We start from the raw sequence: 16,265 nt of genomic DNA on the forward strand, positions 1-16,265 counted from the left end.
GGCCAGCCCGGCTGGCCGCCATCATCACGGCTTAGTAATCAAACTGCCGGTAGTAACGGCGGATATTGAGGTCGTGGCCGGTATAGTGTTCAAAGTGGGCCGCCAGCCGGTCCACCAGCAGGGTGGACACCACGCACGGCGCCATAATCCAGCGGAACGCGTCATCAATGCCGTTCAGCGGATAGTCGCGCGGGTCGATAACCACCAGATGGTCAGTTATTTTTTCGGCAAAACGCTCGACGCGTTCGTCCAGCGCCCGGCATCTCCCCTCGCCTTTCACCAGAAAAAGCGGAACCTCTTTTTCCAGCAGCTCCAGGGTGCCGTGGAAAAATTCAGCGGAGCTCACCGACTTCGTCCGCTTCCACTGCATCTCTTCGAGAATACACATTGAGAACAGATAGACCTCGCCCCACATTTCCGCGCCGCCAATCCACATCATATAGTCGCAGTCATGGTATTGCGCGGCAATGCTATCCGCTCGGGGATCGAACTGGCGTTTCGCCTGCAGGAGATTTTCCGGCAGTAACTCGAGCTGGCTGGCAAATCGCGCATAATCAGCAAACTCGCCGTGACGAAAAATGACGCGGAAGAATAACCAGTACAGCAGCATATATTCATATTCCACGCCATTTTTGTGGCACATCGGAATATGCCAGCTGGCGGCGGCAGCCAATGGCGAGTCGGCGTGACGAGTAATAGCTACCACGCGGATCCCCTGTGCCTTGCACCATTCGGCAATGGCGACCGACTCTTTGGTATCGCCGGATTTAGATAACGTAACGACAACCGCATCTTTATTTAATTTTTTATGTCCGCGATGGATTAACTCCGCGGCCTGTTCAAGATATACCGGCACGCTGGTTAATTCCTTGGCAAATTCATTAATTGCCATCATCGGCGCCAGGGAACCACCTACCGAAGCAAAAAATAATGCGCTACAGCCGCTGTCATAAATATCGTCGGCTACGGTTTCAGCCTGTTTACGCGCAGCGATGATCTCGCGAGCACTGGTCAGGTACTCGTCCTGATTAAAACCCAACATAGTTTTCTCCTGAATATTCAGATTTTACTTTTTAAGACGCGGTCAAAATCGTCGAAAATACGTTTAGCCAGATCGATGCCTTTCAGTCCTGCGGTATGCCAGGCGAGCATCTGCACTGGGACAATCAGCAGCAGAGGCGCCAGGTGATGCTCGCACGGACAGTTTAGCGCCAGCGTTTGAGCATCCTCTTCGTCACCCAGCGTCAGGGTAAAGGCCCGGCCAATGGACGGCGCCAGATAGTCGCGCAGCGCCCGGGTTCGCGCGTCCGGCGTATCTTCAATAAACAGCATCACATGGCGGGCATTGGCTTCCAGATAGGGGCCATGCATATAGGCTTCCAGCTCAAAGCCGCTGGAAGGCACGCGCACCGTCTCGGTAAATTTGGTTTCGAACTCCTTCGCCACGCCAACCAGCGCGCCGTAGCCGGTGGCGACAAAGCGCTCGCCGCTGCGCAGCGTTTCGCTATGGCGGTCAATAAAGCGCGAGGTGCGGACGATAACCTCCGGGATCGCCGCTACCAGCCGCTGCAATTCAGCGAGATAGTGCTGCTCCTCGACCTCGCTGGCTTTCTCCTGCTTACGAGCAATGATCAGCGCTATCAGCAACAGGTTGAGCACCGTCGCGCTAAAGCCGCGGGTCACAAACCCTACGCTCTCGATCCCGGTATTAATATCCAGAACGCCATCGCTGGCGCCTCCTATCGGGCTTTGCGGATCTGAGGTCAGGGCGAAAACCGACTTGCCGGAAGCCTGTACCTTACGCATCGCCTCCAGCGTCGACGCGCTTTTTCCGCTCTGTGAAATCGCCACCACCAGATCGGCATGCGGGTCGATCGCGTCGTAATGGGTGAAGTTGTACGGCTCTTTAATGTCAAGCAGCACACCGAAGCGTTGCTCAAAGAAATAGCGCGCGCACAGCGCGGCATTCAGCGACGATCCGGTCGCGAGCAATAATATCCGCCGTACCGGGTGCTGGCGGACGAAGGGTTCAATCGGCGCCAGCTTTTGCCGGTAGTCGCGCAGGATCTGCGCCAGGCAGGCCGGCTCTTCACTGATATATGTCATCATTGTTGGTCGCATAGCTCACTCCCGTTAAAACAATCCGATCCACGAACCCAGAATGCCCACCAGCGCCATGCCGCCAATAATTGAGAGCGGTTTAACTTTCCGTCCCAGTAGCCAGTAGACGATGCCAAAACTCACCAACGGCAGCATGCAGGGCAGAATGTCGTTGATAATGTCCTGTACCTGGGTTTTGGCCTCCCCGGCGCCGAAGGAGAGAGGAATGGTGATATCGATCATTGAAGCGGTCATCGCCCCGACTACCATCAGACCGATAATCGACGCCCCGTAGGTCAGGCTCTCCATCATTCCGCTCTTCTGGATCCGCTGCAGGACCCCGGTGCCCAGTACGTAGCCCCAGCGGGTAAAACACCAGCGCACCAGAATGTGCGGCACGTTAAACACCAGCAGAAACAGGATCGGCCCGAGGATGTTGCCCTTCAGCGCCAGGCTGGTGCCGATCCCGGTGGCGATGAGGCGCAGCGTCCCCCAGAAGAAAGAGTCACCCAGCCCGGCTAACGGTCCCATCAGTGAGGCTTTGACGTTATCAATCGCAGTGGCATCCATGTTTTTCTGCTGACTGTTTTTCTCTTCCATCGCCGTGGTGATCCCCAGCAGCAGGGTGACGATATGCGGCGTGGTATTGAAAAAAACCAGATGCCGCTTCAGCGCTGCGGCCAGCTCCTCTCTGCGCGGATAGAGCTTCTTCAGCACCGGGATCAACGCGTAAACAAAGGCGAGATTCATCTGCCGCTCATAGTTCCACGAGAACTCCATCTGGAAAGAGCGCCAGAACACCCGGCGTAAATCGCGCGGCGTAATCCGGGTTTCTTCCTGCGCCTGCGGCTGCAGGGTCTCTTCAGAAATCATCTTCGTCGTCATCGCTGACTCCTTGTTCTGTCGTGATACGAGGTGAATTCAACGCGGTGACGTTAACCATGACCACCGCCACGATAGCGCCGAGAATGGCGATACCGGTCACCGGGATTTTCAAATAGGCCATCAGCACAAAACCGAGGAAAAAATACGGCGCCACTTTCTTGTTAATCAGCAGCCTGGCGAGCATCGCGAAGCCGAGGGCCGGGATGATGCCGGTGGCGACGCTGAGCCCATGTTTGATAAATTCCGGGATCGTATCGAGCAGGGATTTCACCGCGTTGCTGCCCACCAGGAATGAGACGGTGACCACCGCGGCAAGCATCAGCGACAGGCCGAATCCGGCAATCAAATGCATCCGCTCAATGCCGCGGAGATCTGCCCGTTCCGCATACCCGTCCGCCTTCTGGCTAAGCATTGGAATGAACATCCCCAGATAGATGTTTTTCAGGATCAAAGTCAGCGTGGCGATAGGCAGGCCAAGCAGCAACGCCGTTTCTGTGCCTGCGCCAGAGGTAATGGCGAACGCCACGCCGAGAATACCGCCGGTCACCACGTCGGGCGGGATCGAGGCGCCAACGGAGAAAGAGCCGATAAACGCCAGCTCCAGCGTCGCGCCCATAATGACGCCGGTCTGTACATCCCCCAGCACCAGCCCGGTCAGCAGCCCGGTGACGATAGGCCGTGAAATTAGCGACGTCCCTAAGGCATATTCCGATTGCGCGATAAACGCCACCAGACCCAGTAAGAGAGCCTCTACCATAATCTGTCCTCCGGAATTACACGCATTCCGCAAAAAGCTGTTTGCGATCGTTCGGGACCTGGCGAATCTCCACTTCGACGCCCTTGCCCACCAGTTGTTGTAGCTGTTCTATTTCTGTCGGCAGTAAATTAATCGCCTTAGAGATATTTTTACTGCCCTCTTTAGCCTTTATTCCGCCAAGATTTATGCTTTTTATTTCGTCGATGGCGCTGGCAATACGCCAGGCGTCATTAACCGACTCCACAACAATAAATAAATTATATTTATCGGTAACCCCGCTTTTTATTGCCTCAATAGAATCATTTACATTTTTAATCACCAGCTTCACCGAGGGCGGTTTGGCAAGCTTAATGGTGGTTTTCCGCAGCTCATCACCAGGGACGCTATCGTTGGCGATTAAAATACAATCGGCGCCGACATATTGGGTCCAGGAAAAGGCCACCTGGCCGTGAAGTAATCGATGGTCTACCCTTAATAACGTAATCATCATGCTTCCTCATTTCAGAAGTCTTTATCCATAGTCATCGCACTGGCAATCGTTTGATTGCAGTACTGAATGCTCTCTTTGGCGTTTGTTAATGCCTCGGTAATTAATTTTTCGGTATCGTCTTCCGCTGCGGAAATCAGCAAGTCAATAATTAACGGCAGATTTAAACCGGATAATAAATGGAAATGTGGGCGAGATAAAAAACGAACAAACTCGTTATTCACGCTACCGGCAAAAATATCCGTAATCACGATCAGCTCATCCTGCGCCGGGAAACGCGCCATTAGCGCTTCCACCTGCTGCGTCAGATCGGCCTCTTCTTCCACGTAGGCACACAAGGTATGTATATCGGGTTGTTTACCGAGGATCAGTTCCACGGAGTTCAACAAACCGTTAGCAAAGCTGCCATGGCTGGCAAAAATATAGTGTCGTTTCATCCTTACCTCGAAAGCGCATTCCACTGCTTTCTTAATTGCAACCGGCGTGCCAGAAACAGTGGCGCGTCGGCTAACGCAAGGATAAAAAAGAAGAGATGTGTTAAAAGTCTTGATCTTCCTGAATAAATTCCGTTTCCCGCGTCAGGATATCGTGAATGTAGCAGAGCTCTACAACGGGAATTTTGACACTATACCCGCTCTCTATGACACTAAAGGCCTCGCGTAGCGTAGCCAGCTCGCGATCCGGACACTGCCCTCCAGTGTATTGGGCTGGGGAAGCGTGACGAATTAATCGCTCTATCAGACAGCTGATATGCACATACAGCGCGACCTTACGATCGTTAGGTACATCGCGCCCGGCCAGATGCTCATAGCGCAGCAAAAACTGCTCAACCTGGTTGATCACCTTAGCCGTATCGAGGATCGTCACCGACTCGATCACCCGGCGCAGCGAAAAGTTTTTCAGGATCAGGTTGTTGATCTCGCTGACCTGTTCCGCCGTCGCCAGTTCGCCAAAAATGCGCATCAGCGGACGACTCCCTTCGCCAGAGATCAGCGAATCCAGCGAGATCCAGGGTAGATCGGCAAGATGCGGATCCAGGGTGCCGACGATCGCCAGCACCTCATAGCGGCTTAGCATCGGCTCCCGTCGCGCGGGATCGGCAAGGGTCTCCACATCGCAGGCCACAATATCAATGCCAAGCGCTTCAGGAATGCTGGCTTTTAACAGCGCCGACAGATTCGCCGCCGCGCCCAGACCGGTCGCGCAGGTGGTTAAAATCGCCCGCGGCTTATCGGTTTGCGGGTAATAGAGCTGGTGCTCAACCGCAAGGTCATCGCCGATCTCGCGGACGATATCTTCCAGCATAACGCCCTGCAAAATGCGCTCCCCGACGTACATCGCCATACCGGTGGAGACATTGTTGATGATCGCCATCGGCGTACTCAGGCGACGATTAAAATGGCGGTGAATGGCGTTCAGCGATCCCATGTCGACCAGGATTATCAATCCTGATGCCAGAGCATGGCTCTCTATGTAGGCCATCACCTGGTTAGCGATAGCCTCCGGCGTCACGTCCAGCGGCATATCGAATGACTCAAAGAGCTGGCTTTTCAGCAAGCGGTTTGCCACGTTGGCGATGCTGCTGGCGGTAGCGTAACCGTGAGCGAGAATTATCGCCCGGGTCACCTGCTGCTGGCTGATGGCGCCATTCTTGTGGAACCACAGCACTAACAGCAGCAGGTCGATACGCTGGGGTTCAATATCCAGCTTCAGCGTCAACGCACCGAGGATCGCTTCGCAAAAGCGATACAGCAGCGGAAACTTCTGTACCAGGAAGTCCTCCAGCTGGCGGGCTTTTTCATTGTTTATCGTGGACTGCGCCTGTCGGGATCGGTGGATCAGGTAGTGGCTCAGCGCGTAGAGGCAGTTGCCGTTAAACTGGATATTGAAGCGCTTTTCCAGGCGATAATACTCCTCCCGAACCTGATGAGCGATCAGCAGCAGCATCTGCGGGCTACTGGAGTCATGATTATCAAAGATCAGCCGATCGAAGAGGGTTTCAATCTCTTCCCCCATGCTCCTTTGCGCCTCTTCCCAGACCGTTTTTTTATTCAGCACCGCTTCATACTGCGCCAGAACCCGACACTGAACGTCATAGATCAGCCCCTGTACCGGGTCGCGCGCACGCAGCAGCCAGACCAGGCTGGTCTGCGGCTCGATAAGCAGCGGCTCCTGCTGGCCCATCGCTTCGCTGAGCGCTGGCGTCGCGGCCATGACATTCTCCGGCAGATCGTGCAGCCTCACGGTCAGCATTTCGCGGCCCGGAGACCTGGCCCAGGCTGACGCCACGGCGTATTTCACCACATTCTTCAGCTCGCCGACGTTGCCCCGATAAACATACTGCGTCAGGACCTGCAACAGTCGCGGCGTTAGTTGCAGCCGGGCGGCAAGCGTGCGCGCCTCCTGCCAGAAAAACTGTAGCGTTAGCGCCTCCTTCTCCTCGCGGCTACGGTGTTGAAGATCGGGCAAGCTAACCAGGATCGGAATTCGGCGCAGGAAGGTGGTGAGAAAAGTGCTGTGAATATCTTCGGTGGTGGCAAACACCAACCGCAGCGAAATCGGCAAGCCTTGCGCGGTCTCCCCCACCCGGTAGATCTCCTTACGATCCAGCCAGGTGAACAGCTTCTCCTGCCCCTGAGCATCCAGGCGATGGACCTCATCGAGAAACAGCATCCCGCCGTTTGCCGCCTCAAACGCCCCCGCTTTATCGCTCTGCGCACCGGTAAACGCGCCTTTGACGTAGCCAAACAGGTTGGCGGCCAGCAGCTCCGGATTACTCGCATACTGCGCGCAGTTAAAGCTCACAAAGGGGGCATCGGGCGCCAGCAGCTCCTGGGCGATGGCGAACTCATGCATCAGCTCAGCCATATAGCTTTTGCCGGTCCCGCTGTCGCCGGTAATAAGCAGCGGTAGCCCGCCGTTAGGATAAAACAGCGCGGTTTTCATCTGCTCAATCGGTTTACGCAGGCTGCCGTCATGCCCGGTCAGCAACGAAAAATGGTCCGCCTGCTCCGGCTGGCGGTCGCTCTCCGCGAGTAACTCCGCCATGCTGGCATACTCACTGCGGGAAAGCGGGTAGAACTGCTGGCAAAAGGCTTTTTTATGCAGAAAATAGACCGGCCGGGTGTTGATTTTCACCAGCACGTCCTGAGCGACCAGCTGATTGAGATAATGGCTGGCGGTATTTCTTTGCATCGCGAAACGCCGGGCCAGCCAGCTGGCGGTAAAGACCTCGCTCAGGTTATCCGGATCGAAAAAATCGGTCTGATTTTGCAAAAAAGCCAACAGTTCCGTTTTACGCATCGCATCCCCCTCTTCGCCATTACGAAGGGATATGATGCGGGAAAAGAGAGGCTTATCGACGGCCCGTGCTGTTTTTTTGCGGTCCAGCGCACACTCCTGGCTAAGCCGACTTCGCGTCGGGCAGATCCATCGTCATTTCATACTGCTGCAGCGAGAGCGGCGTATAGCCGGCCGCGGCAAACAGCGGCGTAAAAGTTTCCGGGACCGTCACCGAAGTACCAATGCCCGGGAACTGCTGCGCCAGCGCCATCAGCAGCTCACGCGCCAGCCCCTGGCGGCGAGCGGCGGGCTCCACCCACAAAAACGACAGTACAGGGCGCGAGCCCGCCGTCGTTAGAACCGCGAAGGCGCGATGTTCCAGCGTCACGACCTGACATGGCAGAGTGGCGAAGGTAAGCGGATCCAGCAGCCAGGGAAGCTGGCTGTTACTCTCCTCAATGGCGCGCCGAAGCAGGGACAGGGTGGGATAAAGCTGCAATACGCCCGGCACCGGGGGCAGAAGTTCTGTACTCAGGTAGCCGCAGAGCCCATAGCGTCGCGTAAAGCCCAGCGACTGATACAGCGCGACGGCCGCATGGTTATCGCGGATCACCTCCAGGAATACCGTCTCGATCCCCTGCTGTTGCAAAAGCATCAGCAGCTCCTGCATCAGTTTCCGGCCCAGGCCTTTGCCGCGCCAGGCCGGGCGCAGGGCAAAGGCCGCCAGGCGAGCGGCACTCCCCCGGCGCGCGACGATCGCGATCGCCGCCGGTTCATCTCCGGCCAGCCAGACGCGGGAATCGACCAGGCTCATCCCCTCGGCGCTAAAACGCTGAACAAATCCCTCTACCGACTGGGTAACAGGCACCAGGTAGGCTTCAAAACAGGCGTTGAGAATATCCGTTAACTGCACGCTGCTGAACTGCGTGGCGGGAACGGCGGTCAGCTCCATACTTTTCTCCCGAAGGCTGCTATGCTGAGGTGATGAAAACTAACACTATAACTGCCGGTGCCGTATTACGCCTGACTCAGGAGAGCGATATCGCCCTTCTGCCCGCCATTGAACGTTCTGCCGCCCAGGCATTTCGCCAGATCCCTTCTCTCGCCTGGCTGGCGGACAGCGAGGTGATTAGCGTTGCGCGCCATCATGATTATCTGGAAACGGAGCATAGCCTGCTGGCGGTAGCCGCCGGGCAACCCGTTGGCTTTATTCTGACCGAACCGCTCGACGATGCGTTATTTATCGTCGAAGTCGCCGTCCACCAGGCCTGGCAGCAACAGGGCATCGGCCGGATGCTGCTGGAGCGGGTTATCGAGAGCGCACGGCAGATGGGCTACCCGGCGGTAACCCTCACCACCTTCCGCGAGGTGCCGTGGAATGCGCCGTTTTATACCCGTCTGGGATTCGCCATGCTCGATGAGCTGACCCTGCCCGCCGGGCTGGCAGCAAAAAGGGAACAGGAGACCCGGCACGGCCTGCCGCCCGAGTCGCGCTGCGCCATGCGCCTGGCGTTGTAGACTTCAGCACTGATTTCAGCGGCGCAATATGGTACAAAGTACCATTCAAAACTTACCCGTTGTTACCGTATGTCCTGGTCAATCGATATTATTTCCTGCATAACCGATCGCTTTGTGGAACTCACGGCGACCGAAAAACGCATTGCGCAGTTTATTCTCGATGATGTCGCGGCGGCGGCGGAGCTGCCCATCGCCGAGATAGCGCGTCTGACGCAAACCAGCCAGGCTTCGGTCACCCGTTTTGCCCGGGCGCTCGGCTGTAAAGACGTCCGCGAGCTGAAGATGAAGCTTGCGCAATCTCTTGCGGTCGGCCAGCGGTTTATCCTCGATGTTCCGGATCTCGAAGGCGTCCAGGGGATCTATGAGTCAATCATCAGCGTACTGGAGACCAACCGGCGGGCGCTGGATATCGAGGCGCTGAAGCGCGCGGTGAGCTGGCTGAGCGATGCGCGGCAGATCCTCGCCCTGGGGATGGGCGGCGGTTCGACCATCTGCGCTCAGGAAATTCAGTATCGCCTGTTTCGCCTCGGTCTGCCGGTAGTCAGCCAGAGCGATGGTCTGCTGGTACGCATGATGAGCTCGGCGGTAACGCCGCAGGATGTGGTGATCGTGCTGTCTCTGGGCGGCTATACCCGGGAAATCATTGAGAGCGCGGCGATTGCTAGCCAGTACGGCGCGAAGGTTATTGCGATTACCCCCGCCGGAACGCCGCTGGCTGAACAGGCGGATCTGGTGCTACCGCTGCTGGTACGGGAAAACGACTATATCTTTAAGCCCAGCACTTCCCGTTACGCGATGCTGGCGATGGTCGATGTGCTGGCCACCGAACTGGCGATGGCCAACAAAACCCAGGCAAAAGGCAAATTACGCCGTATTAAGCGGGCGCTCGACAGCCACCGCGGCGGCGTCGATCGGCAGCCGCTGGGGGACTAACTTTTACTGGCGGAGATAAACCTCTCCGCCTGCTCGCGGGTACGTTCCACGGCCTGTCCGGCGCGATAAAGATCGCTGCCCAGACCGGCACCGGCGCACCCCGCCTGTATCCAGGTCGCCAGACTTTCCGGCGTCACGCCGCCGACCGCCAGCACCGGCACCTCCGGCGGCAACACCGCTTTTAGCGCGCGAATATAGTCCGCGCCGAATGCTGATGACGGAAAGATTTTCAGCCATTGCGCCCCGGCATCCAGCGCGCTAAACGCCTCGGAGGCCGTCGCGCAGCCGGCGCACACCAGCATCCCCTTATCTACCGCGCGGCGGATCACCGCCGGGGCCGTATTGGGCGTCACGATAAGTTTCGCCCCAGCTTCAGCGAGAAAATCAACCTGTTCAACCTTCAGCACCGTTCCCGCGCCAATCATCGCCCGCTCGCCAAACTGACGCACCATCGCCGGAATACTTTGCTGCCAGTCCGGCGAATTGAGCGGGATTTCGATATAGCGAAAGCCTGCATTTATTAGCGTCTCAATATGATCTGCCGCCTCAGCGGGTTGAATGCCGCGTAAAATCGCCACCAGCTTAATCTTGTTCATGCATTATCCTCGCCATGCCAGCCAGCAATGCCTCATCGCCACTGCAGCTGTTAACCATCATTCCGCGCGCCTTCATCGCCCGACCGTAGCGGGCATTCAGCGCCGGTTCGCCAACCAGCGTGACGGCAGAAGTACAGAAACGCTGCCCCAGGGTCGCCACCTCCGCGCCAATCAACAGCCCGGAGAGGTAATCGCTGACTGAGCTCGCCGCCAGACCTCCCAGCACCCGGGCGGCCCTGGCGACAAACAGTTCGCTAATCAGCGACGGCTGCGCCAGACCTTTTTCCAGCCCCCGTTCAAACGCCGCATCGTCCGGCTGCTGGGCAGGCAGCCCTTTGCCGATCAGCGATTGCGTCATCAGCAGATGATGCAGTTCGCCGGTCATCGCCGTGGCAAAATGACGCACCCCGCCGCCTACCACCTGTACCCATTTGCAGTGGGTACCCGGCATCACGTAACACTCCGCGGGCATCAGTTGCCAGGCGCCCAGCAGCTGCGTCTCTTCGCCGCGCATCACGTTGAAATCCCCGTCCTGTTCAATCTTGAGGCCGGGTATAATCCACACGCCTTCAGCAACGGCGCATAGCTGCCGCCCAGGCGCGTCGATCGCCGTCGGACAGTCCAGATACGGCACCGCTTGCCAGCCCGCGTCGCTGCCGATCATCCCGGCCATCAGCACCGGCAGCGCCTGTGCGCCGCGCCAGGGGGCCAAATGCTCCGCGAATACATCAGCAGGCGATCGTCCGTTCAGGCGGGTAATACCCATCGGCAGCTGCTTCGTTTCGACGCACTGGCCGTTGCGAATCAGCCAGCCGCGCAGCTGGGTAGAGCCCCAGTCGACGGCAATATAATCCTTCATTGCGTTTCTCCTGAGACCTGCACTACCGTCTTCGCCGGGATCGCCTCCCCTTCCCGCTCCTGGGTAATCATTTCCAGCGCCTGCTGACGGCTGATTTTGCTGGCTGGCGTCATGACGGTAACAAAAATAGCGGAAACAAAGCTGCCAACAACCGACGGAATGCACGGATTGCCCCAGTAAGCCAGCCAGTCGGCCTTAACCAGAACCACAATAGACACCAGCATGCCGCTCAGCAGCGCGGTTAGCGCGCCCTGCCAGTTAAAGCGCAGCCAGAAGCGGCCGAGAATGGAACAGACGAAGAGCCCGGACATCAGCATGGAGATCATTTTGGTGATATAGCTGATGATATCGTTCGAGGTCAGGGCGAAGATCATCGCCAGGCCGATAACGAACGCCAGCATCCAGCGAGAGAGCGTTATCGCCTTATGCGCCGGCGGCATTTTTCCGGTAACGAGGGTATAGACATCCCGCATCATGATGGCCACGGCGGCTATCGCATCGGAGCTGGCCGAAGACATGGTGGCGGAAAGTCCGGCAATCAGGACCACCAGCCCCAGGATCGCCGGTAAGAAGCTGGTGGCGAACAGGAAGGCGTAGTTACTGTTCTCAAGATTGGGGTTCATCGTCCAGGCCGCCATGCCGATAACCGCCGGCAGCACCGAGAAAAACAGATACAGCACACCGGTATAGACAAACGAGCGCCGCACCGAAGAGACGTCTTTTCCCGAGTAAATACGCTGGCGATAGGAAGGGGTTGCCAGCACGCCGACGCCGATGACCATCGCCAGCGATAGCGCCGGAATAGTCCCCAACTTATCGACCGCAAACAGGCTCATCGCCTTTGGATCCATCGCCTTAACGATGGCATCCCACCCCCCGACGTGAACCACCGCCAGAATCGCCATCAGGATAAAACCGAAAAACAGAATTAATGCCTGAATGGTGTCCGTCCACACAACAGCAGAATAACCGCCGATAATGACGTAAATCGCAAACGCCATGGCAATAATAATTTTTGCCACCGTCAGATTAATTCCTGTCGCCCAGGCTAAATACATACTCCCGCCAAGAATATGTGCCCCCAGCCAGCCAATTGAGGCAATAAATATCATTATCCCGACGAGATTTTTAATTAAATGGCTGCCCCCTGTGTAATAAGAAAGCTCTTCGCTCATGGTCATAAAGCGCAGCTTTCGCACCGGCGCAAACAGCCAGGCCACCAGTAAAATACCGATGGCGCCGCCCACGCCGTAAAGCATCCCGGCCCATCCATTGCTGTAGCCGAACCCGACAGCGCCCATGCTTGAACCGGTTCCCACCATGGTCGCCACGGTGGACCCCAGCGTCAGGAACAGCGGCAAAGAACGGCCACCGAGTAAAAAATCCTCACCGCTTTTTTGATGACGCGACACGTACCAGCCAAGCCAAATCATGGCTAACGCATAAATAATAAAGCCGACTAAAAAGACATGACTATTCATAATTCACATCCTGCCAGTTAATTTTGAAAAGGTAAAAGGCTACGAAGCGCTGAATTATTTCAGCGCTCAAAATGACTGTTTATATTTCTGGTTACTAACTTTTTATGCGCGAGAAGCGTTAAAACAGGTCACATCCACTTCGACTTTACAATCCACCACCAGGTCCGCTACGCAGCAGATGCGGGCAGGCGGGTTGTCGCCAAAGAACTCGCGAAATACCTTATTGAACGACTGAAAATAGCGCGCATCGGTGAGGATCACTTTAACATGCACCACGTCGGCCAGGGTGTAGCCCGCTTCGGTCATGATATCTACGCAGTTCTGAATCGCCAGACGCGACTGGTCGACAATCCCGCCTTCCACGACTTCGCCATTTTTCATCGGCGTCTGGCCGGAAACGTACAGCCAGCCTCCCGCTTCCACCGCCCGCGCGAACGGCAGGTGCTGCCCGCCGGTACCGGTACCACCTTCTACGCCATAACGCTTGATACTCATACTCAACTCCTTAGTCCATCCGACGACGCAGGAAACGCCCTGCCCGTCCGGTAATTTTCTTATCACTGCCGTAGCTCATCACGCCGTTGACCATCACCGCCTCAATGCCGTCCGCCGGTCGTTTCGGGTCGGAGAAACTGGCGACATCGCGCACCGTCTGCGGGTCAAACAGCACCAGGTCGGCAAAGTAGCCAATTTTCACCAGCCCGCGATCCGCCAGCTGGAAGCGCGCCGCCGACAGCCCGGTCATCTTGTGTACCGCGGTAGTCAGCGGGAATAGCTGCTCGTCGCGGCTATAGTGGCCGAGCACCCGCGGGAAGGCGCCCCACAGGCGCGGATGCGGCATCGGATCGTTCGGCAGCCCGTCAGAGCCAATCATGGTGACCGGATAGCGCATCACCCGCTGTACGTCCTGCTCATCCATGTTGTGATAAATAGCGCCCGCCGGCATCAGCCGCGCCGCGGCGTCGTGCAGGCTCACCTGCCACTCATCGGCGATCTGCTGCAGCGTTTTCCCCGCCTGCTCCGGCTGCGCTTCGGACCAGGTAATCACGATATCAAACTCGTCGGTCACCTGTTTCATATCCAGCGTCGATGAGCTGGCTGAATAGGGATAACAGTCGCAGGCGATATCCTGCTGCTGGCGCATCTCATCGAAAAACGCCAGCGTCTCTTTGGTACGCCCCCAGTTTTTTGCCCCGGCGCACTTGTGGTGCGAAACTACCACCGGCACGTTGCCGTGGCGACCAATACGGAAGGCTTCGTCCAGCGCCTCGAGAATCGGCTCAAACTCTGAACGTAAATGGGTGGTATAGACGCCCTTCCCGGCCGCCAGCTCTTCCGCCAGCGCCATCACCTCCTCGGTGGTCGACTGGAAGGCGCTGGCGTAGGCCAGCCCGGTACTGAGCCCTAATGCTCCCTGGCGCAGCGCATCGCGTAGCTGTACGCGCATGCCGGCGATTTCCGTCTCGTTCGCCGGACGAAACAGATCGTCCATATGGTTATTACGCAGCGCGGTGTGACCGATTAACGTGCCGACATTCAGCGACGGTCGCGCCGCCTCCACCGCATGGGCATAAGCCTCCACGGTGGGATAGATAAAGTGTTGCTGCTCGCCGAGGAGATTCATCGGGTCCGGCACTTCCCCCCGCATGGTGGCGGTCGCCGCACTGATCCCGCAGTTGCCGACGATCACCGTCGTCACCCCCTGGCTGAGCTTCGGCAAGTACTCCGGCATGCGGATCACGTTGATATCATCATGGGTATGCACATCAATAAAGCCCGGCGCCAGTACCCGCCCCTGGCCATCAATCACCTGCACCGCCGCAACGTCCAGCGCCGGGGCGATAGCCATAATTCGATCGCCCTTCACCGCCACATCAGCACGGTATTGCGGCCCGCCGCTCCCGTCGATCACCGTGACGTTTTTGAAAAGCCAGTCAACTTTCATAGCAATTACTCCCTTTCGACATGCCGATAAGTTAACCATTTACAAGCGCAAAAAACAGTGGAAAACTACGCAAAACTCAGATCGTTTTGTGATACTTTTATTCAAAACGAATAACATTTTTATATTAAAAATATATTTATCAAATAGTTATAAATGATACCAAGCGACTAACCGATTATAAACCCTGAAAGGATAGTGTTATGAAATACCATTCAGCACCGATCATCCCGCACAAATCCGCCCTCATGTCCGCGCCGGCTAATCTGCTGGCGGAAGAGGTCTGTCTACCCGCCGCGCTGCTAAAAAAGTCGGCGCTGGAAAATAATATTTCATGGATGCAGCGCTACGCCGACGCCCGCGGCGTATCGCTGGCGCCGCATGGTAAAACGACAATGACGCCATGGATATTTCAGGCGCAGCAGCGAGCGGGGGCGTGGGGGATCGGCGTAGGCAGCGTCTGGCAGGCTAGCGCGGCAATGGCCAGCGGCATCCAACGCGTCCTGATGGTCAATCAGCTGGTCGGCAAAGCCAATATGCAGGTGGTCGCGCAGCTAAAAGCCCACTATCGGGCGGTGGATTTTATCTGCTGCGTCGATAGCGAGGTCAACGTGCGCGCCCTCTCCGCATTCTTCGCAGACCAGGGACAAACGCTGGATGTGCTGATTGAACTTGGCGTGCCTGGCGGGCGCTGCGGCTGTCGTAGCGTTGATGACGCGCTGGCGCTGGCGCAGCGGGTAAGCGACCTGCCGGGGCTACGGCTACGCGGTCTGGAACTGTATGAAGGGGTGCTGCACGGCGACGATCCGCAGCCGCAGGTGGAAGCGCTGTTACAGCAGGCTGCGGCGCTTGCCTGCCGCATGGAGCCGCTGGTTGACGGCGAATTTATTCTCACCGGCGCGGGCACCGTCTGGTATGACGTGGTATGCAATATCTGGCTGGCGGCGGCAAAACCGCGCCGCTGCCGTATCGTTATTCGCCCTGGCTGTTATATCACCCACGATCGCGGGATCTACGATCTCGCCCAACAAGAGCTGATCGCCCGCGATCCGATTGCCTGCGATCTCGCCGGCGATCTCACTTCAGCGCTGGAGCTGATGGCGATGGTGCAATCGGTGCCGGAGGCGGATCGCGCGGTAGTGAATTTCGGCAAGCGCGACTGCGCTTTCGACGCCGGGCTGCCGCAGCCGATCGCCCATTATCGTAATGGCCAGGAGTTAGCGCTGCGCGCGGAGTCGATCGTCAGCACCGGCATCATGGATCAGCATTGTATGCTGCGCCTGGCGCCGGGCAGCGATGTGCAGGTCGGCGATATTCTGCTGTTCGGCACCTCGCACCCGTGTCTGACCTTTGATAAGTGGAAGACGTTGCTGCTGGTCGATGACGACTACAACGTGCTGGACGAGCTCGACACGCTGTTTTGAC

General features: G+C 57.2%; 17 protein-coding genes. 4 read left to right on the forward strand and 13 right to left on the reverse strand.

Translation table 11 applies throughout. From position 1 onward, the window contains the following. Window positions 1-31: 31 nt before the first annotated feature. The 8 genes from HMPREF9538_RS11495 to HMPREF9538_RS11460 form a co-directional block, all read right to left on the reverse strand. Entirely contained in the window at window positions 32-1,042 is a 1,011-nt protein-coding gene (locus HMPREF9538_RS11495; protein WP_004146946.1) for an SIS domain-containing protein, read from the reverse strand. Between the two features lie 17 nt (window positions 1,043-1,059). Then, window positions 1,060-2,121, reverse strand: a complete 1,062-nt coding sequence (locus HMPREF9538_RS11490) for an SIS domain-containing protein (protein ID WP_032457143.1) — start codon at window positions 2,119-2,121, stop codon at window positions 1,060-1,062. A gap of 12 nt (window positions 2,122-2,133) precedes the next feature. Further along, a complete protein-coding gene (locus HMPREF9538_RS11485; protein WP_004146068.1) occupies window positions 2,134-2,985 on the reverse strand; it encodes a PTS system mannose/fructose/sorbose family transporter subunit IID in 852 nt (283 codons plus the stop codon). After that, on the reverse strand, window positions 2,963-3,742 hold the full coding sequence (locus tag HMPREF9538_RS11480; RefSeq protein WP_002887608.1) for a PTS mannose/fructose/sorbose/N-acetylgalactosamine transporter subunit IIC: 780 nt from the start codon (window positions 3,740-3,742) through the stop codon (window positions 2,963-2,965). The genes HMPREF9538_RS11485 and HMPREF9538_RS11480 overlap by 23 nt, the downstream gene beginning before the upstream one ends. Window positions 3,743-3,758: 16 nt before the next feature. Beyond that, on the reverse strand, window positions 3,759-4,229 hold the full coding sequence (locus HMPREF9538_RS11475; protein ID WP_004177515.1) for a PTS sugar transporter subunit IIB: 471 nt from the start codon (window positions 4,227-4,229) through the stop codon (window positions 3,759-3,761). Window positions 4,230-4,243: 14 nt separating this feature from the next. After that, a complete protein-coding gene (locus HMPREF9538_RS11470; RefSeq protein ID WP_004888687.1) occupies window positions 4,244-4,666 on the reverse strand; it encodes a PTS sugar transporter subunit IIA in 423 nt (140 codons plus the stop codon). Between the two features lie 100 nt (window positions 4,667-4,766). Next, entirely contained in the window at window positions 4,767-7,532 is a 2,766-nt protein-coding gene (locus HMPREF9538_RS11465; protein WP_009485347.1) for a sigma 54-interacting transcriptional regulator, read from the reverse strand. Between the two features lie 100 nt (window positions 7,533-7,632). Continuing rightward, window positions 7,633-8,463: a GNAT family N-acetyltransferase gene (locus HMPREF9538_RS11460; protein WP_009485348.1), complete on the reverse strand. Its 831-nt coding sequence runs from the start codon at window positions 8,461-8,463 to the stop codon at window positions 7,633-7,635. A 32-nt stretch (window positions 8,464-8,495) separates the two neighbouring features. Here HMPREF9538_RS11460 and HMPREF9538_RS11455 point away from each other — a divergent pair, with 32 nt between their 5' ends. Further along, window positions 8,496-9,029 carry a GNAT family N-acetyltransferase gene (locus tag HMPREF9538_RS11455; protein WP_002887560.1) on the forward strand — a complete coding sequence of 178 codons (534 nt, stop codon included), beginning with the start codon at window positions 8,496-8,498 and terminating at the stop codon, window positions 9,027-9,029. 69 nt (window positions 9,030-9,098) lie between these two features. Then, window positions 9,099-9,962 carry a MurR/RpiR family transcriptional regulator gene (locus HMPREF9538_RS11450; RefSeq protein WP_009485349.1) on the forward strand — a complete coding sequence of 288 codons (864 nt, stop codon included), beginning with the start codon at window positions 9,099-9,101 and terminating at the stop codon, window positions 9,960-9,962. On the opposite strand, the gene HMPREF9538_RS11445 is transcribed toward HMPREF9538_RS11450, so the two are convergent. The 5 genes from HMPREF9538_RS11445 to HMPREF9538_RS11425 form a co-directional block, all read right to left on the reverse strand. Next, window positions 9,959-10,558 carry a 2-dehydro-3-deoxy-6-phosphogalactonate aldolase gene (locus HMPREF9538_RS11445; RefSeq protein WP_004192142.1) on the reverse strand — a complete coding sequence of 200 codons (600 nt, stop codon included), beginning with the start codon at window positions 10,556-10,558 and terminating at the stop codon, window positions 9,959-9,961. The genes HMPREF9538_RS11450 and HMPREF9538_RS11445 overlap by 4 nt on opposite strands. After that, window positions 10,545-11,417: a 2-dehydro-3-deoxygalactonokinase gene (locus tag HMPREF9538_RS11440; RefSeq protein ID WP_004214405.1), complete on the reverse strand. Its 873-nt coding sequence runs from the start codon at window positions 11,415-11,417 to the stop codon at window positions 10,545-10,547. Before HMPREF9538_RS11440 ends, HMPREF9538_RS11445 begins: the two co-directional genes overlap by 14 nt. After that, complete coding sequence (locus tag HMPREF9538_RS11435) at window positions 11,414-12,898, reverse strand: sodium:solute symporter family protein (protein ID WP_004214404.1); 1,485 nt, start codon at window positions 12,896-12,898, stop codon at window positions 11,414-11,416. The genes HMPREF9538_RS11440 and HMPREF9538_RS11435 overlap by 4 nt, the downstream gene beginning before the upstream one ends. A 102-nt stretch (window positions 12,899-13,000) precedes the next feature. Further along, entirely contained in the window at window positions 13,001-13,393 is a 393-nt protein-coding gene (locus tag HMPREF9538_RS11430) for a RidA family protein (RefSeq protein WP_004192151.1), read from the reverse strand. A 10-nt stretch (window positions 13,394-13,403) separates the two neighbouring features. Further along, window positions 13,404-14,843 carry an N-acyl-D-amino-acid deacylase family protein gene (locus HMPREF9538_RS11425; RefSeq protein WP_009485351.1) on the reverse strand — a complete coding sequence of 480 codons (1,440 nt, stop codon included), beginning with the start codon at window positions 14,841-14,843 and terminating at the stop codon, window positions 13,404-13,406. Between HMPREF9538_RS11425 and HMPREF9538_RS11420 the strand changes: the two genes are divergently transcribed. Beyond that, window positions 14,821-15,000 carry a hypothetical protein gene (locus HMPREF9538_RS11420; protein ID WP_009485350.1) on the forward strand — a complete coding sequence of 60 codons (180 nt, stop codon included), beginning with the start codon at window positions 14,821-14,823 and terminating at the stop codon, window positions 14,998-15,000. The genes HMPREF9538_RS11425 and HMPREF9538_RS11420 overlap by 23 nt on opposite strands. A gap of 43 nt (window positions 15,001-15,043) precedes the next feature. After that, complete coding sequence (locus tag HMPREF9538_RS11415; protein WP_009485352.1) at window positions 15,044-16,264, forward strand: amino acid deaminase; 1,221 nt, start codon at window positions 15,044-15,046, stop codon at window positions 16,262-16,264. Window position 16,265: the final 1 nt, after the last annotated feature.

The sequence above is a fragment of the Klebsiella sp. MS 92-3 genome (assembly GCF_000195655.1).
GTDB lineage: Bacteria > Pseudomonadota > Gammaproteobacteria > Enterobacterales > Enterobacteriaceae > Klebsiella > Klebsiella pneumoniae.

Coding starts and splice junctions, on each gene's coding strand:
- HMPREF9538_RS11430 (WP_004192151.1), bottom strand. CDS start 13,393: ATGAGTATCAAGCGTTATGGCGTAGAAGGTGGTACCGGTACCGGCGGG.
- HMPREF9538_RS11475 (WP_004177515.1), bottom strand. CDS start 4,229: ATGATTACGTTATTAAGGGTAGACCATCGATTACTTCACGGCCAGGTG.
- HMPREF9538_RS11445 (WP_004192142.1), bottom strand. CDS start 10,558: ATGAACAAGATTAAGCTGGTGGCGATTTTACGCGGCATTCAACCCGCT.
- HMPREF9538_RS11465 (WP_009485347.1), bottom strand. CDS start 7,532: ATGCGTAAAACGGAACTGTTGGCTTTTTTGCAAAATCAGACCGATTTT.
- HMPREF9538_RS11450 (WP_009485349.1), top strand. CDS start 9,099: ATGTCCTGGTCAATCGATATTATTTCCTGCATAACCGATCGCTTTGTG.
- HMPREF9538_RS11415 (WP_009485352.1), top strand. CDS start 15,044: ATGAAATACCATTCAGCACCGATCATCCCGCACAAATCCGCCCTCATG.
- HMPREF9538_RS11480 (WP_002887608.1), bottom strand. CDS start 3,742: ATGGTAGAGGCTCTCTTACTGGGTCTGGTGGCGTTTATCGCGCAATCG.
- HMPREF9538_RS11490 (WP_032457143.1), bottom strand. CDS start 2,121: ATGCGACCAACAATGATGACATATATCAGTGAAGAGCCGGCCTGCCTG.
- HMPREF9538_RS11440 (WP_004214405.1), bottom strand. CDS start 11,417: ATGAAGGATTATATTGCCGTCGACTGGGGCTCTACCCAGCTGCGCGGC.
- HMPREF9538_RS11425 (WP_009485351.1), bottom strand. CDS start 14,843: ATGAAAGTTGACTGGCTTTTCAAAAACGTCACGGTGATCGACGGGAGC.
- HMPREF9538_RS11495 (WP_004146946.1), bottom strand. CDS start 1,042: ATGTTGGGTTTTAATCAGGACGAGTACCTGACCAGTGCTCGCGAGATC.
- HMPREF9538_RS11470 (WP_004888687.1), bottom strand. CDS start 4,666: ATGAAACGACACTATATTTTTGCCAGCCATGGCAGCTTTGCTAACGGT.
- HMPREF9538_RS11460 (WP_009485348.1), bottom strand. CDS start 8,463: ATGGAGCTGACCGCCGTTCCCGCCACGCAGTTCAGCAGCGTGCAGTTA.
- HMPREF9538_RS11485 (WP_004146068.1), bottom strand. CDS start 2,985: ATGACGACGAAGATGATTTCTGAAGAGACCCTGCAGCCGCAGGCGCAG.
- HMPREF9538_RS11455 (WP_002887560.1), top strand. CDS start 8,496: ATGAAAACTAACACTATAACTGCCGGTGCCGTATTACGCCTGACTCAG.
- HMPREF9538_RS11435 (WP_004214404.1), bottom strand. CDS start 12,898: ATGAATAGTCATGTCTTTTTAGTCGGCTTTATTATTTATGCGTTAGCC.